The sequence below is a fragment of the Salarchaeum sp. III genome, assembly GCF_036418315.1.
In the GTDB taxonomy this organism is placed as follows: Archaea; Halobacteriota; Halobacteria; order Halobacteriales; family Halobacteriaceae; genus Salarchaeum.
On record NZ_JAZHPG010000027.1, the window covers coordinates 304,028 to 319,163 of the forward strand.

Genomic DNA, 15,136 nt, shown 5'->3' on the forward strand with positions numbered 1-15,136 from the left:
TCATCCCCCTGGTTCTCGACGTTCGGATAGATGTCTACGCCGGAGGAGGAGAGCGTGTTCGACACGTACCGCGACCGCGTCGAACGACCGCTCTATCGGTTGTTCTCGGAGTACGGTGTGCCGGAGTGGAAGTATTTCGCGAGCGGGATGGCGGCGAACGTCGTCGCGCGCGCCGCGAGCCTGCTCCCGCCGCTTCTACTGGGTGCGGCTATCGACAGCGTGTTCACGGGCGATTCCGCGTTCTCGCTCCCCATCGTCCCCACGTCGTGGCTGCCCGCGACCGCCTCAGACAGCGAACAGTTCCAGTTCGCCGTGATAGCCATCGTCGTCGCGTTCTTCGTGACGGCGGTGTTCACGTGGCTGTACGGCGTGGCGGCGAACCTGTTCGCGCACCGCGTGATGCACGCCGTCCGCACCGATTCCTTCGAGAAGATGCAGCGCCTCGACATGACGTTCTTCGACGACAAGCAGACGGGCGAAGTCATGTCCGTGCTGAACAACGACGCGAGCAACCTCGAAGTCTTCCTCGACAACGCCCTCCAGAACACCGCGCGGCTCGCGGTGATGGTCGTCGGTATCGCCGGCATCATGTTCTGGATGAACTGGCAGCTCGCAACCGTGACGCTCGCCGCGATTCCGCTCATCGTCGTTCTCACGCTCTGGTTCATGCGGAAGGTCGAACCGCGGTACGTCGCACAGCGAAAGAGCATCGGCGACCTCAACACTCGTCTGGAGAACGCGCTCTCCGGCGTCGAACTCGTGAAGACCTCGAACACCGAATCCTACGAGACCGGGCGCGTCCGCGACGCCTCCTACAGCTTCTTCCAGGACACGATGAGCGTCCTGAAACTCAACTACCTCTACCGGCCGGGCATGGAACTGCTCGCCGGCCTCTCCTTCGCGGTGACGTTCGTCGTCGGCGGCATCTGGCTGTTCCAGGGGCCCCCGCTGTTCTTCTCCGGCACGCTCTCCACGGGCGAGTTCGTGACGTTCATCCTGCTCACGCAGCGGTTCGTCACGCCGCTCGCCGAAGTCTCGAACATCGTCGACCAGTACGAGAACGCGAAGGCGTCCTCGGAGCGCGTGTTCGGCCTGCGCGACATCCCCGTCCGCATTCAGGACGACGAGGACGCGGTCGACATTTCGCCCGTCGAGGGCCGCGTCGAGTACGACGACGTGTCCTTCGGGTACGAGGGCGACCCGTACGGCGCGCCCGACGACGAGTCGGAGACGCTCGCCGACGAGGACGTGATTCTCGACGGCGTGAGCTTCGAAGCGGACCCCGGCGAGACCACCGCACTGGTCGGGCCGACGGGCGCGGGGAAGTCCACGATTCTGAAACTCCTGATGCGGCTGTACGACGTTGACGACGGCGAAATTCGCGTCGACGGCCACGACATCCGGGACGTGACGCTCGAAAGCCTACGGGGCGCCATCGGCTACGTCGGCCAGGACACCTTCCTCTTCGACGGCACCATCGCGGAGAACATCAAGTACGGCGAGTTCGACGCCGACCGCGAGGACGTGGTGGAGGCGGCGAAGGCCGCGGAAGCCCACCAGTTCATCACGGAGATGCCGGACGGCTACGACACCCGAGTCGGGGAACGCGGCGTGAAACTGTCGGGCGGCCAGCGCCAGCGCGTCAGCATCGCCCGCACCGTCCTCCAGGACCCCCAGATACTGATTCTGGACGAAGCCACGTCCGCGGTGGACACGGAGACGGAGTTCCTCATCCAGCGCAGCCTCGACAAACTCAGCGAGGACCGCACGACGTTCAGCATCGCGCACCGTCTCTCCACCGTGAAGAACGCCGACCAGATTCTCGTCGTGGAGGCCGGCGAAATCGCGGAGCGCGGGACACACGACGACCTCCTCGACGCCGAGGGCGTGTACGCGGCGCTCTGGAACGCGCAGACGGGCGACCGCGACCGCCTGAAGCAGGAACTCGACATCGAGACCTAATCACCCACCGCTAAGAGGGCGGAGGCCCGGTATCCGGTATGGAACTCGGCGTGCTCGGTCTCGGACGGATGGGACGAATTGTGGTGGACCGGTGTCTCGACGCGGGCATCGACGTGGTCGCGTTCGACATCGACGAGGACGCGGTCGACTCGGCGGCGGACGCCGGTGCGACGCCCGCGCACTCCATCGACGAACTCGCGGAAACCCTCGGCGAGGAGAAACGAATCTGGCTGATGGTGCCCGCGGGCGACCCCGTGGACGCCGCGCTCGACGACCTCGAACCCCACCTCGACTCGGCGGACATCGTGGTGGACGGCGGGAACTCCTACTTCCAGGACTCGATTCGGCGCGCGGAGTTCTGTCCCGCCGCCTACCTCGACTGCGGCACCTCGGGCGGCCCCGCGGGCGCGGAACTCGGGTTCAGCCTGATGGTCGGCGGCCCGGAGTGGGCGTACGACGAACTCGCGCCCGTCTTCGACGCCGTCGCCACCGGCCCTGACGGCCACGACCGCATGGGCGAAACCGGCAGCGGCCACTACGTGAAGATGGTGCACAACGGCGTCGAGTACGCGCTCATGCAGGCCTACGGCGAGGGCTTCGAACTCCTCGCGAACGGCCGGTACGATCTCGACCTCGAAACGGTCTCTCGAACGTGGAACAACGGCGCGGTCATCCGAAGCTGGCTCCTCGAACTCTGCGAGGAGGCCTTCCGCGAGGAAGGCAACGACCTCGGGGACGTGGCGGACCGCGTCGAGGGCGGAAGTACGGGCACGTGGACGGTGCAGGAAGCCCTCCAGCAGGAAGTCCCCGTTCCGCTCATTTATCAGGCGCTCGCCGAGCGCTTCGACTCCCGGAGCGACGGCCGGTTCTCCCGACGCCTCGCGAATCGGTTGCGGTACGGGTTCGGGCGGCACGAAGTCGCCCGCAACGAGCGAAGCGAGTGAGGGCGACGGACTAGCGAGCGCTGAACGGTAGTGAGGCGCGAGCCGTCGTGGCGCGAACGGAGTGAGCGCCACGGGCTTAGCGAGCGAGTGTTAGCGTGCGACGAGGGTTTTCCCGCGGGGTTCGTACTCCATCTCGGATTTCACGTCGTCGGCGACGTCTTGGCCGCGGATGGTTTCGATGAGTTGGAAGGCGAGGTCGAGGCCGGAGGTGACGCCGGCGGCGGTGAGGACGTCGCCGCAGTCGACGACGCGGGCGTCGGCGAGGCGGGCGCCGGCGTCTTCGAGGTCAGTGGTGGCGGTGTGGTGGGTGGTCGCGGGGCGGTCGTGGAGGAGGCCGGCTTTGGCGAGGAGCATGCCGCCGGTGCAGACGCCGGCGACGGTCGCGTCGTTCTCGTGGGCGTCGGCGAGGTACCGGGGGATGGTGCCGTCCTCGTATTCGGTCCACGCGCCAGGGCTGTCGCGGTCGTTCCAGCCGCCGCCGGGCGCGAGCACGAGGTCGGGGTCGGCGTGGTCGGGGTTGGTTTCGACGCGGAGGCCGTGGCTGGCTTCCACGACCGGCTCACCGTGCGGGCTGACGACGCGGGCGTCGAGGCCGGCGTTCGCGAACACCTCGTAGGGCGCGATGGCGTCCAGTTCGTCGAAGCCGTCGTAGACGAGGACGGACACGGTCTGGATGCGTTCTCGGTCCATACCCTGGGTTCGTTCGCCGCCACCAAAACGTTCGCCGACCCGCACGCTTATCGTCCCGCTGGGTCTTCGCGAGGTATGGCTCGGTTCCTCCCGCGCGTGCGCCGTCCGGTCGCGGTCTTCTTCGTCTCCGTGTTCGTGCTGTTGGCGGCGTTCGTCGCGGGTATCGGCGCGCTCCATTACGAGTTCTTCCTCGCGGGGACGGGCGTGGACGCGATGCGGAGCGTCGTCGAGGTGTACGACTACGGCGCGCTTCCCGCGGCCGACCGCGCGGCCGTGGACGCCGCCATCGCGGGCGAGCGGTTCGTGTACGCGAGCGTCGAACCGGTTCCGGGGTACGGCGCGGTCGGTCTCGGCGAACAGATCGGTGTCGTGCGGGACGGCACGACGTACGTGTTCGCGCGCCAGCTGTTCTTCGACGCGACCGCTCCACTCGGCCTGCTGTCGCTCTCGCTCGGCGTTCTCGGCGCGGCGCTGTTCGTGTACGCGGTTCGGCTGGACATGACGTCGCGGCGCTGAAGTCGAAGCGCTCATTTCGATTCGTAGCTAGTCTCGGGTAGTGTCAGAGCCCCGCGTTGAGAGTAGTATCACGGAAGGCGACCTGATTCGGCCGATGCTGGCGCTCGCCTGGCCGATGGTCGTCATTCAACTCCTCCAGGTGGCGTACAACCTCGCCGACACCTTCTGGCTCGGTCGGTTGTCGTCGAACGCCGTCGCCGCCCTCAGCCTCGCCTTCCCCCTCATCTTCTTCCTCATCTCGGTGGGCGGCGGGTTCACCACCGCCGGCTCGATTCTCGTCGCGCAGTACACGGGCGCGAAGAGCGAGGGGTCCGCGGGGAAGGTCGCCGCGCAGACGATGGGATTCGTCTGCTCGCTCGCCGCCGTCTTCGGCGTTATCGGCCACTTCATCACGCGGGACATGCTCTCCCTGCTTCCCGCGGACGCCGAGACCGCCGCGGTCGTCATCCCGCTCGCCGCGGACTACATGGAGGTGTTCTTCCTCGGGATGCCCGCGCTCTTCGGGTTCTTCGTGTTCTCGAGCCTGATGCGGGGCTATGGGAACACTCGCACGCCGATGCGCGTGATGTTCGTCAGCGTCGCCATCAACGTCGTCCTCGACCCCTTCCTCATCTTCGGCTGGTGGGTGTTCCCCGAGATGGGTATCGTCGGCGCGGCCGTCGCCACGATTTTCGCGCGGTTCGTCGCCGCTATCATGGGCGCGTACGTCCTCTTCTTCACGGATGCCGGGCCGAACGTCGCACTCGCTGACTTCTACCCCGACCTTGGGTTCGTGTCGAAAATCGTGCGCGTCGGCACGCCGAGCGCGGCCGAGCAGTCCACGAGCGCGCTCGCGATGATTTCGCTGACCGCGATGGTCGCGTCCTTCGGCCCCGCCGTCGTCGCCGCGTTCGGCCTCGGGAACCGCCTCGTCAGCCTCGTCTTCCTCCCCGCGATGGGGCTCGGTCGCGCGACGAACACGATGGTCGGCCAGAACCTCGGCGCGAACCAGGTCGAACGCGCCGAACGCGCCGTCTGGCTCGCCGCGAAAGTCGCTGCAGCCGTCCTGTTCTGCATCGCGGTCGTCGCCGCGCTCTTCCCTCGCCCCATCGTCGCCGTCTTCATCGAACCCGGCGTCGAGAACGCCGCCGCCACCATCGCGTTCGGGAGCGAGTACGTCCGCATCCGCGCAATCGAGTTCGTGTTCATCGGCGTGCTCCAGGTCGTCCTCGGCGCGTTCCGCGGCGCCGGCAGCACCAAGACCGCGATGGTCATCTCGATGGTGACGCTCTGGCTCGGCCGCGTCGTCACCGTCTACCTCCTCGTGTTCGTCCTCGACATGGGCGCGACCGGTATCTGGCTCGGGATGATGTGCGGGAACGTCCTCGGCGCAATCGTCGGCGTCGCGTGGTTCCTCCGCGGCACCTGGAAGAAAACCGTCATCGACGACGGTCCGGGGTCCGGTCCCGGGTCCGGCCCCAGCCCCGACTCCGCCTCCGACGCCTAGCGCACGCTCGGCGAAAAATAACGGTCGTAGTGCCGGTGACACCCGGGATTGAACGACGCCCCACAGTCGGGACACGTGTTCTCGCACTCGAGGTACTCCCCCACCGTCAACTCCGCTCCACACACGCCGCAGAGCACCGCGCGCGCCGACGCGTCCTCCCACACCGCGGCCTCGTGGTCCGCCACCGCCTCGTGACACTCATAGCACGGATAGTACTCCCCGCAGCACGCGAACCGGATCGCGATGACGTCCACGTCGGACTCGTAGTGCACACACCGCGTCTCCGGCCCAACCGCGACCCCGTACACCTCCCGGCCGTGAACGACCTCCATATCTCCCTTCCTCCCCGCGTCCCCTTCGACCTACCCATTCCAGAAGCGTTAAAGCCGCAACACCGCTAGCGAACACGAGGGCTCGTAGCTCAGTGGACAGAGCACTTGGTTCCGGACCAAGATGCCGCGGGTTCAAATCCCGTCGAGCCCGTACGAGAGCGGCCCGGTCTGGATACAAACCCAAAACGCCCCTCAGCGTAGCGTAGCGGGCCAGAACGGCCGCGTCCGCGGTCTCTATCTACCGTCAAATAACGACACAAACAGGCTACGGAACGCGCCCCCGCGCTGTCGTGCCCTGACGTTCGCAAACCGGGGTGGTTCGTAGTGGCGGATTTTGCTTCGTGGCTGCTGTATCATTGCCACTCCTGTCAGGAGGTCTGTTTCAATCCGGTCACTGCCAGCTGCACTCGGTACCGCGAGTGCCGTGGCTGTCACTCGGTTCCCGTGCTCGAGCGCGGTGAGCCGGTTGACCAGATCGAGCCCGATCTCCGCTGGGCGACGCGCGTTGCTCTCGTCGAAGCGTGACCGGACCTGCCCACCGCCAACGGCGGGGATGCGGGTTCCCGTCTGAGTGCTCGGTAGCGGAGTGGAGGATGGGTGAAAGCCCGGCACGGCGACGCCGGGAGCGTAGCGACCGGCGCCGACGCGCCCGGAACACAGGGAGCCGAAGGCGACCGTCCTCGTTCCGGAACGGAGCGGCTGTGCGTGTAGCTGTTGCTGAGGTGGTGCTGTGAGTACGTCCGAACCCCCTGCGGTGCGGTCTCGGCCCGCCAACCAGACTAACTCAAGAAATGCGTCTCGGGCGCTGAAACGCGCGATTAAGAATGCGAGTCTCGATGATATCGAGATCGACCCGGACCGGGAGCTACCGCACCCGGCACACCGCCTCGCAGAGGTCTGGGACGAGTTCGGTTCGCGCCTTCTCGTGCCGCTATCTGAGTCGAACGAGATGGCTCTCCGCGGAGAAGTCACGGAAGAGGTTATTACGGAGTCCCAAACGGAACCCCTGCGTCCGATGGAGAACTCGGTAACTGTGACGGAGGTATCAGAACGGTACGCTGCGACGTGGCTCGATGGTATTGCGTCGATGCTCGCGTGGTACGAACGCGCTCGCGGACGTCGAGGGCGACTCGCACGCGGCTACGAAGGCGACGCTGAGTATGCCGAGTTCGAGATCGAACTCGAAAACTCGTGGCAACCGAGTTACTGCGCCCGCGAAATTGCTCGCCTCAAGGCCATCGAACGCGAAACTGTCGGCGGTGAACGTCCGACTGGGGTGGAGGCGAGCGGTGAGTACGAGAACCCGCACAGCGTGATTCTCACACTCTCCGCCTCGTCGAAACCCGATGATGAACGCGTCGGCCCTGCCGACCACGACCGTGCTATAGCTGACTCGTGGAGTACCGGCGTTTACCAACGGCTCTACGATAAGCTGGATGCGCTTGGTGTTGAGGACTGGGTGTACCACAAGCAGGGTGAACCACACCCCGGCGGTGGTCTGAACCACGGATACGGTCACCATCACGTGATGGTGCTGCTCGACGCTGCCCCGATCGGGGCTGGAGACTGCACGACCGTCCTCGAGGACAAGCTCCGGTCGGTCGTCGAGAAGCACGTCGACGTTTGCGACCTCGCAGGCGAGGGCGGACACGGCGACGATTCGATCTCTGTACGGCGTGTTGCCGGTGACGACCAGTGGGACGGTGAGGACGACGTGCAGTCGTGGAGTGCCTATGCGGCAGAGTACATCAGCAGCGCTGAGGAGGACTTTCTCGAACGGCCTCCCGCGTACATCGCGTGGGCGGCGACGCAATGGAGCACGATGAGTCAGAAGGCGACCCGGTCGATGACCGCGAACAGCGCGATTGCCGCGGACGCGTGTAAGCAACGCGCTGAGTCCGACCGCGCTACGCAGGCGCTCGGCCATGGCGAGCGCATCGTGCGCTCGTCCCGTCGTGGCGTCGACTACGAGTGTGGCTGCTGCGGAAGCCCCTGGCAGATACCGCAACACTATGAGACGCTGACCGCTGCACGCCGCGACCACGATACGCAAGTGCCCGTTGCTGATGGAGCCGGGGACGTGGACGGCCTCGAGGAGGACGACGAGGACTGGCTCGACAAGTCGGTCGGTGACCGGTGGCCGTCCGCGACGGAAGCAGCGGAACGGAAAACGGCTGTCGACCCACATTTGGGCGTCCGAACGGTCATGGAATCGGTAGAGCGGCCGCCGTCTTGGCGGATGGACGCGATTATCGAATCTGACGGTGAGGAACGCCCCGCTAGCGGCGGTGGTGTCGATATGCGCCCGTTGATGCTTCCGACCCTCCCGAAAACACGCGGTGAGGTCGCGCAGTTCTTGAACGACCCGGCGACATACGTGCTGTGTGAGTGTGACGTGCTCGCGCGTGGTCTCGACCCGTGGCGTGACGGGACGCCGGACGAGTGCAGTTGCGGCTGCGAGTTGCGGCTCGCGAACGTTGTTGACGACTGGACGCTCGGGACGCTGCCCGTGGAGCAGTGGGTCGCGCTGTTGCACCCGGACCCGGTTGTCCGGGAGCGGTCGTTTGCCGAGCAGAAGGAACTCGATGAAGCGCTCGAGCGCGTGCGAACCCTCGCGGTGAACACGACGCTCGACCCGCTTGGTGTGCTGGCACAAGCTGGGCTTGCGCCCGAACACTTCGAGGCCGGCCTCGAACTCATCGAGGACGCCCGTGCGTAGTGTGCTCGGTTTCACTTTCACCGAACCATCTCAACCACCTAGTCTATTGGTCTAGTATAGTGGAATGTCATGGCATCTGACCAAGACGATTCGGGCGGTTTCGCTGCATTGAGTCCCGTGGAGGGAGACTACGATGAAGACGATCTCGGCGACGACTCGGACGACTGGCTCGACCTCGAAGACGGCGAGTCCGTCGTCGGTGAACTCCGCAAAATCCGGGAGGATTGCGGGGAGTACAACAGTCGCGTCTACCGGCTTAGTCTCGGCCCCGGCGAGGAGAAGCTGATGTGGGGTAACGCCTCGGTCGACCGCCAGATCGACCAGGCGAACGTCGGCCGCGGCGACGTGGTTGGCATCAAGAACACTGGAGAAACGTACGAAACTGAGCGTGGCGAAGGCATCCGCTACGAGGTCCGCACGGAGTAGACCAATGGCACGAAATAATTTCTCGTCGTTGCAAAAGTCGTTCTCGGTGGTGAACATCGGGAGTGCGGCGCTGATGCTGGCGTTCGGGCTGTCGTCGCTCATCATGGCGGGTCTGCTGGACCCGGTGGTGTCGTTCCTGACGCAGCATCGGTACTATCCGCTCGGTGCGACGCTCGCGTTCTTCGCGGTTGCGTTCGCCTCGAGCAACACGCGTGACTTCCGCTACTACCACGACGCCGAGAAGGGGTACGTGGCGGTCGTCACGGCTGCGATGGTCGCGTATAGTGCCCTGTCGCCTGTGCAGGAGATTGTTCACGCGTTCGGCATCTACGGCCGCATCACGTTCTTTGGACTGATGATGGTCGTTGGTGCGATTCTCGCACGGTGATCACGTTGGAGAAACGTTTTGCATCGCTGTTGGCTGCGCTCGTCGTCGTCTCGACCGTGCTCGGCGGTGTCGGCTTCGCGTCGGCACCGGCTGCGGCGTCGAGTAACGAGGTGACGACGTGCGGGAGTTCGGAGAACGTGTTTGGTGCGATTGCCGGCCTGTTCTCGAACTATGGCGGCACGTCCGCGTACAGTGATGGCGTCACTCAGCCTGGCGTGAATCCGTGCTATATGGACGGCAATACGGTTGACGGTGATACCGAATCTGAGACGGCGCGCCGGATTGCGGCGCTCGCGCTCGAGGACAAGGCGTACACCCAGCAGTACTTCGGGCAGTGGGATAACTACGCGCAGCGGTTGCAGAATCCCGCGATCGGTGACGCGCGGACGGAGTTCACGAATGCTGTGTACAACGGGAGCGATGAGATCGCTGCGATCTTCGACGCGAAAGCGGTCGCGCATGACCGTGTTGCGGACCAGCAGTACGCGCTCTGGCAGTATTACACCAGTCAGATGAACGCGCTCGCGAACCTCAAAACGCAGGCCGTTGACGGCGGTGTTGGTGACAATATCCGCGTTGGCCACATCAACGAGAGTGGGCAGCCGGAGTGGGGATACAACGTGATGCCGATTACGTCGCCTCGCACGCAGGTTGGTGCTGGTGGCTCGTCGAACATCACGCTCGCGTCTGGCGAGAAGATTGCCGTGCCGGCCCCGTTCAAGGTGTCGGGTGCGCTTGAGAACAATACCACCTTCCACACCCTCGACCCCCGGCAGGATGACGTGCTCGTGCAGGTGTTCGACCCGGAGAGCGGTGGGTGGAGCACTGTCATCAACATCGCCGAAATGAAAACCGAGTGGAACACCGTATCCACCCGTACCAGCATCACGGCGGGCACCGTCTACGATGTGAACCAGTCGGTTGGTCGCATCTCGTGGGGCCTCGGGAGTGCGACCGGAGTTGGTATCACCGTGAACGGTGTGGAAATCTACACCCGTGACGGCTACGTGACGGTTGACGGGCAGGACGTGGGTGGTGGCAGCGTCTACTCCGTCAGCGTCACCGAGACCGACGGCGGCCTCGAAATCCGCGGCGGTGGGCAACTCCTCACCACGCTCTCCTCGCAAACCGAGATCGACACGTGGAGCGAGTCGTCCAGCGCCATCAACTCGGGTAACACGCAGTTAGCAACACTCGAGGAGAGAGTGCAGGTGATGGGCGAGTACACCAACGAGTTCGCGAGCCGACATCAGGAGCTTGAGGCGGTTGATAACTCGGTGATGGATGTGCTCGGTGACTCCTCGAGCGGATTGCTGTCGAAGATGTTCGCGCAGATGGAGTCTGGGAATCAGTCGGCGGCGACGTATCGCACGTCGCAGTGGTATCTCCAACACACGATGGAGACCTCTGACCGTGGGAGTCAGGCGTGGTTGGCGGCGATCATGCAGCAGCTTGGGTACAGTCTCAGTAACGTGTCGTCGACCGTGCAGGTTGATGTGCTCGCCGGGTCGACCGTTGACGGGCAGACGCTCAACAGCACGACGACATACTCGGGCTGGATCTCCACGGAGAGCCAGCCGCCGAACGGCACCTGGCAGAACAGTAAGACGTACTCGGTCGGGTCGAGCAGTAGTGATCTGCAGTACCCGGTCCACATCCTGTACCAGGACTCCTCTGGGAGCTGGGTGAACGGGACGTATCAGTCGACGACGGTCGCGAAGCGCGCCGTCGTGTCGTCTGGCGACATTACGATAACGTCCATCACGAACGCTGACGGCGAGGAAGTCGAGGAAGCCGACCAGCATGAGAATGATCCGAGTGAGACGAACGTCTCGGCGATTCTCGAGCAGGTGCAGAAGAATAACGAGTTGTATAAGGAGTTGATGGAGCAGATGGACAAGGACAACGACGGGAATGAAGAAGACGCCAACGGCGGCGGTGGCGGCGGCCCTGATCCGGCGTCGTGGTTCCAGCAGTTCGTGAACGACGTGACGAACGCGTTCACGCCCGACCTCGGGGCGGTAGTCCCCGATCTCCCGTACGGTCTGATCGGTATCGGCATCGCAGGATTCGGACTTGTCCTGCTTGTCGGGCCGATCCTGCTGCCCATCATAATCGCGCTCTGGAGTCGACTCTAAACCCCTTTTTTATGCGTCAATTCATACTCGTACTCGCAGTTGTTGCTGTCGCGCTCCCCGCGTTTGGTGCGCCTGCGGCTGCACAGGAGCTGCCCGTCGACACGAACACGACGACGAGCGGGCCGGCGTCGGGCGCGAACGATTACCGGAGCACGGGCTACGGCATCGTTGCGCTCGAGGACGGGAGCGCGCTCGGGAGCGTTGACGAGACGATTATCGAGGGCGTGACCGTGCACAATGTGGAGTGGCAGAGCGAGGGCTACGCGCTCGTGACGGTGCAGAACGCGAAGCAGGTGCCGATGACGCTCGGTGCGACGGACTCGAACGATATCGTCACGTCCGGGCACGGTCGTGTGTCTGGTGTCTCCTGGACGGTGCCACCGCAGCAGGCGGTGCTTGTGAAGGTGCCGGCGTCGGTGCGTGATGGCGACCAGACGATTACGATCTCGCTCGATGTGGAACATCAGTTCGCGTGGTCGAACGCGGTTGAACCCGGTGCTGGCGGTGTCGGCCCCGGACTCGTCCCTTCGGGTGCGATGTGGTTCGTCGCGCTTGCCGGTTCGACGGGTGGTGTCGCCTCAACGACCTTCCTGTTCAGCTTCATCAGTAGTCGCTTGAAACAGCGGGAGGATATCGTATGAGCAACGAGAACCCAGAGAACCTGCCTGCGGTGCACGACTCTGAGGGCGGTGTCTTGTACCGCTGGCGCTGGTGGCTGCTCGCCGTCGCGATGCTCGGCGTGCTCGCGCTCGGCGGTCTGATAGTCGTCGCTGCGACGGTCGGCCTGCCGTCGATTCCGGCGTGGTTGCCCGTGATGCTGCTGTCGTTCTTCGTCTCGCAGGGCGTCGCGACGCTTATCGCGGTTCCCGTCGCTATTTGGCGGTCTCGTGCCCCGGAGCAGCACGGTATCGTGTACTTCGATCCGCGGCATCACCCGCCGAAGTTCGGGCTGAAGTGGCTCGACCCTGGTGAGTTCGAGGAACTGGAAATGTTGTGGGGCGATTCTGTGAGTCTCGGTACGTCCCCGCCGCTGCACCTCGTGTTGATGTTCGACCGTGAGGCCCTCGAGGCGATCGGGACGACGCGCTCGGTGATGAGTCCGCATGAGATGGATAACATGCTGTTCTACGTCTCCCAGATATGGGAGGAGCAGGAAGAGGAACTCGTGAAGCTCGGGGAACTCGAGCGCACGTTCCGCGCGCAGGTCCGCCGGATGGCGGAGTCGCTGGTCGCGGAGTCGGACGCGACGTACGACGAGCTGACCCTGCCGAACGGACAGGGTATCAGTCAGATGCTCGACTCGCTCGGTGCTGAACGCCCCGACGAAGCTGATGCCTTCCAGGAAGAGGATGGCGTCGACGACGGGGACGGTGAGTCCCTCGAGGATGACGTAATCGAGAACGCGAGCGACCTCGCTCGCGACGACGACGGTGATACTGATGAGTGACCTCGACCCTGCCAAACTGAGAGAGGCGCTGCGTACAGAGGACGAAGTAGAGTTGCCTGAGTGGACGGGTCGTGTCCCGTCTGAACTCGCTCGAAACCTCTCGTGGCGTGCCCGTGCGTGGGAGAAGTCCGGGAAAGACGGTGCGTTCGCGTCGACGGCGCGCGCCCGTGACGCGATTGCGATTACCGGCTCGAAACGTGCGACGAAGGCGATTGCCGCCGGGAATGCGTCGCAAGTCGCGTTCGAGACGGGCATTACGGACAACGACCTCGACACGGGATACGTGAAGAGCCTCGCGGAGTTCTGGAAGGTGCTGCGGTACGTCGGTCGCATCATCGTGCTGACCGGCGGGACGAACAACGGCAAGACGAACGTCGGGTTCCTCGGTGTTGACCTGACTGAGCGATTCGTCGATGATCTCCTCGTCGTCGGGAACGTCCCTGCTGAGAAGATTTCGGCGCGGTGGCTCGACGACTACCGGGAAGTCGAGTCTATCGACGACCTCGAAGACGTCCTCGAGGAGCAGCCGGAGCGGCGGAAGCTCGTGCTCGTCGACGACGCGTCGCTCGACCACGCGGAAGGTACGTCGCAGTCCCATCAGGTACGCGAGCGGATGGGAGAAATCACCCGGCTTGCTGCGAAGCGCCACGCGGTGATGCTGTTCCTCGCGCATCGCGAGGATGGCATGGGTGTCGCGAAACACCTCCGCGAGATGCCGGACTCGGTGCAACTGCACTGTAAGCGCGTGTTGGACGAGGACGGGCACGTCGAGGAGTACGCTGCTGAACTCCGGTCTGGTGTCGGTGAGGATGCGGAGACGGTTCGCGACCTTGGGAACCTCCCCGAAGCCGATACGGAGTACGAACCCGATGCTGTCGCTCACCAGTTGTTTGGCGGCTAAACTCTATGTAGTACATTAGGTTCGTTAGGCCGTCTCGTGACTGATGCTGTCCCGTCCCGGCGTCGTTCCGGGCGGTCGGACGGGCGGCCGAATCCCCCCTCAATGGGGGGTGACGGCCGCCTCTGCTCCTCTACTCCTCGGCGAATCTCAAATTCGAGTGCTTGTACGTGTACAGCTTGATGTCTTGGTCGTCGCAGTACGACGCCAGTTTCGCCGCGTGAATCGTCTCCCAGTCGCCCGGCCCGCCGTCGAGGTGGTCGGGGAACGCGACGTTCACCGCTTCCTCCTCCATCGTGTTCCCGTAGATGCTCGCCTCCGTCTCCGGTGGCAGTACCTCGATGACCACAGCGGGATCTCCTCGATGCCCCTCCTTCTTCTTCACGCGGTCGCCCGGTGAGAACGGATTTTCCGGCATCTGGTTCAGGTGCGCGGTGTTCGGGCCGAGGTCGATGAGTTCGTTCATCGGACTCGCGGCGATGGGTTCGAGCTTCGCGGGCGTCTCGCCCGTGTACTTCTCCTCCATCTCGATCTTCGTCGTGATGGTGTCCACCCACTCCCAGCCGAGCAGGATTAGCGCGTCCTCGTTGTCGCGATGCCACACCATCACGATAATGTCGTCCTCGTCGTCGTTCTCCGCGAGTGCTTCGGGTGTGAACGCGGAGATGTCGCGGGAGGTCTTCACGTCCACCTCGAAGCCGAACACCTCGAAGTCGTACTTCGAGAAGCTTTCCGGGTTACACCGCCGAATCGCTTCCTCGTTCATCCACGTCCACATCTCCGCCGGTAGATACTCGCGACAGAATCGCTCGAACGCGATTTCTCCGAGGTTCCCGACTCGCTTCGCGTCTCGGTCGTCGCCTTTCGTCCCCTGAAGGAGTGCTTGGTGGTCTGCTCGTTCGCTGTCGATTTCGTCAGGTTCGAATCGATACAAGTTATTGAAGTAGATAGCCCGGTCGGGCTGGGTTCGGTTCAGGAACTATGCAGTCTGCGCGGGCGCGGCCTTCCAGGTATTGTTTCCCCCACGTCGTCAGTTCGTAGGTGTGCCGTGCCGGTCCTGGCTCTACGTATCCTGCCTGCGCCAGCGTTCTTAGACGTTCTCCCAGTAGGTGCCTCGGAGTCTCCTCCGGTAGCGATTTTGCTATACTTGATGCCGCCCCGATGTCGTGCTCGTCGAGGTATTCGAGAAT

Annotated in this window: 14 protein-coding genes and 1 tRNA gene; 12 read left to right on the forward strand and 3 right to left on the reverse strand. The window is 64.1% G+C overall.

The annotated features are described in order from the left end of the window. Positions 1-30: 30 nt before the first annotated feature. Both U3A55_RS12310 and gnd read left to right on the forward strand, forming a co-directional pair. The gene (locus tag U3A55_RS12310; RefSeq protein ID WP_330991798.1) at positions 31-1,962 is read left to right on the forward strand and encodes an ABC transporter ATP-binding protein; all 1,932 of its coding nucleotides are present in this window, start codon (positions 31-33) and stop codon (positions 1,960-1,962) included. Between the two features lie 38 nt (positions 1,963-2,000). Then, on the forward strand, positions 2,001-2,906 hold the full coding sequence (gene gnd / locus U3A55_RS12315; RefSeq protein ID WP_330991799.1) for a phosphogluconate dehydrogenase (NAD(+)-dependent, decarboxylating): 906 nt from the start codon (positions 2,001-2,003) through the stop codon (positions 2,904-2,906). 90 nt (positions 2,907-2,996) lie between these two features. Here gnd and U3A55_RS12320 read toward each other — a convergent pair whose 3' ends face one another. Next, positions 2,997-3,596 (reverse strand): DJ-1/PfpI family protein, encoded by a 600-nt coding sequence (locus U3A55_RS12320; protein ID WP_330991800.1) that lies wholly within the window; start codon positions 3,594-3,596, stop codon positions 2,997-2,999. 75 nt (positions 3,597-3,671) lie between these two features. On the opposite strand from U3A55_RS12320, the gene U3A55_RS12325 reads away from it, so the two are divergent. Together U3A55_RS12325 and U3A55_RS12330 are read left to right on the forward strand one after the other, a co-directional pair. Next, on the forward strand, positions 3,672-4,112 hold the full coding sequence (locus U3A55_RS12325; RefSeq protein ID WP_330991801.1) for a hypothetical protein: 441 nt from the start codon (positions 3,672-3,674) through the stop codon (positions 4,110-4,112). A 94-nt stretch (positions 4,113-4,206) separates the two neighbouring features. Continuing rightward, a complete protein-coding gene (locus tag U3A55_RS12330) occupies positions 4,207-5,598 on the forward strand; it encodes an MATE family efflux transporter (RefSeq protein WP_442978312.1) in 1,392 nt (463 codons plus the stop codon). Here the strand turns inward: U3A55_RS12330 and U3A55_RS12335 are convergent. Beyond that, complete coding sequence (locus U3A55_RS12335) at positions 5,595-5,930, reverse strand: CHY zinc finger protein (protein WP_330991803.1); 336 nt, start codon at positions 5,928-5,930, stop codon at positions 5,595-5,597. The genes U3A55_RS12330 and U3A55_RS12335 overlap by 4 nt on opposite strands. A 78-nt stretch (positions 5,931-6,008) precedes the next feature. Between U3A55_RS12335 and U3A55_RS12340 the strand changes: the two genes are divergently transcribed. From U3A55_RS12340 to U3A55_RS12375, 8 genes are all read left to right on the forward strand, one after another. Continuing rightward, positions 6,009-6,081, forward strand: a tRNA-Arg gene (locus tag U3A55_RS12340). Positions 6,082-6,660: 579 nt separating this feature from the next. Continuing rightward, positions 6,661-8,649, forward strand: coding sequence for a hypothetical protein (locus U3A55_RS12345; protein WP_330991804.1), 1,989 nt, complete (start codon positions 6,661-6,663; stop codon positions 8,647-8,649). Positions 8,650-8,718: 69 nt separating this feature from the next. Then, the gene (locus U3A55_RS12350; RefSeq protein WP_330991805.1) at positions 8,719-9,075 is read left to right on the forward strand and encodes a hypothetical protein; all 357 of its coding nucleotides are present in this window, start codon (positions 8,719-8,721) and stop codon (positions 9,073-9,075) included. Between the two features lie 4 nt (positions 9,076-9,079). Continuing rightward, positions 9,080-9,463, forward strand: a complete 384-nt coding sequence (locus U3A55_RS12355; protein WP_330991806.1) for a hypothetical protein — start codon at positions 9,080-9,082, stop codon at positions 9,461-9,463. A gap of 29 nt (positions 9,464-9,492) precedes the next feature. Then, positions 9,493-11,601 (forward strand): hypothetical protein, encoded by a 2,109-nt coding sequence (locus U3A55_RS12360; protein ID WP_330991807.1) that lies wholly within the window; start codon positions 9,493-9,495, stop codon positions 11,599-11,601. An 11-nt stretch (positions 11,602-11,612) separates the two neighbouring features. After that, complete coding sequence (locus U3A55_RS12365; RefSeq protein ID WP_330991808.1) at positions 11,613-12,242, forward strand: hypothetical protein; 630 nt, start codon at positions 11,613-11,615, stop codon at positions 12,240-12,242. Further along, positions 12,239-13,048 (forward strand): hypothetical protein, encoded by an 810-nt coding sequence (locus tag U3A55_RS12370; protein ID WP_330991809.1) that lies wholly within the window; start codon positions 12,239-12,241, stop codon positions 13,046-13,048. The genes U3A55_RS12365 and U3A55_RS12370 overlap by 4 nt, the downstream gene beginning before the upstream one ends. Further along, positions 13,041-13,949: a hypothetical protein gene (locus tag U3A55_RS12375; protein ID WP_330991810.1), complete on the forward strand. Its 909-nt coding sequence runs from the start codon at positions 13,041-13,043 to the stop codon at positions 13,947-13,949. The genes U3A55_RS12370 and U3A55_RS12375 overlap by 8 nt, the downstream gene beginning before the upstream one ends. Positions 13,950-14,079: 130 nt before the next feature. Here U3A55_RS12375 and U3A55_RS12380 read toward each other — a convergent pair whose 3' ends face one another. Further along, positions 14,080-14,880: a hypothetical protein gene (locus U3A55_RS12380; RefSeq protein ID WP_330991811.1), complete on the reverse strand. Its 801-nt coding sequence runs from the start codon at positions 14,878-14,880 to the stop codon at positions 14,080-14,082. Positions 14,881-15,136: the final 256 nt, after the last annotated feature.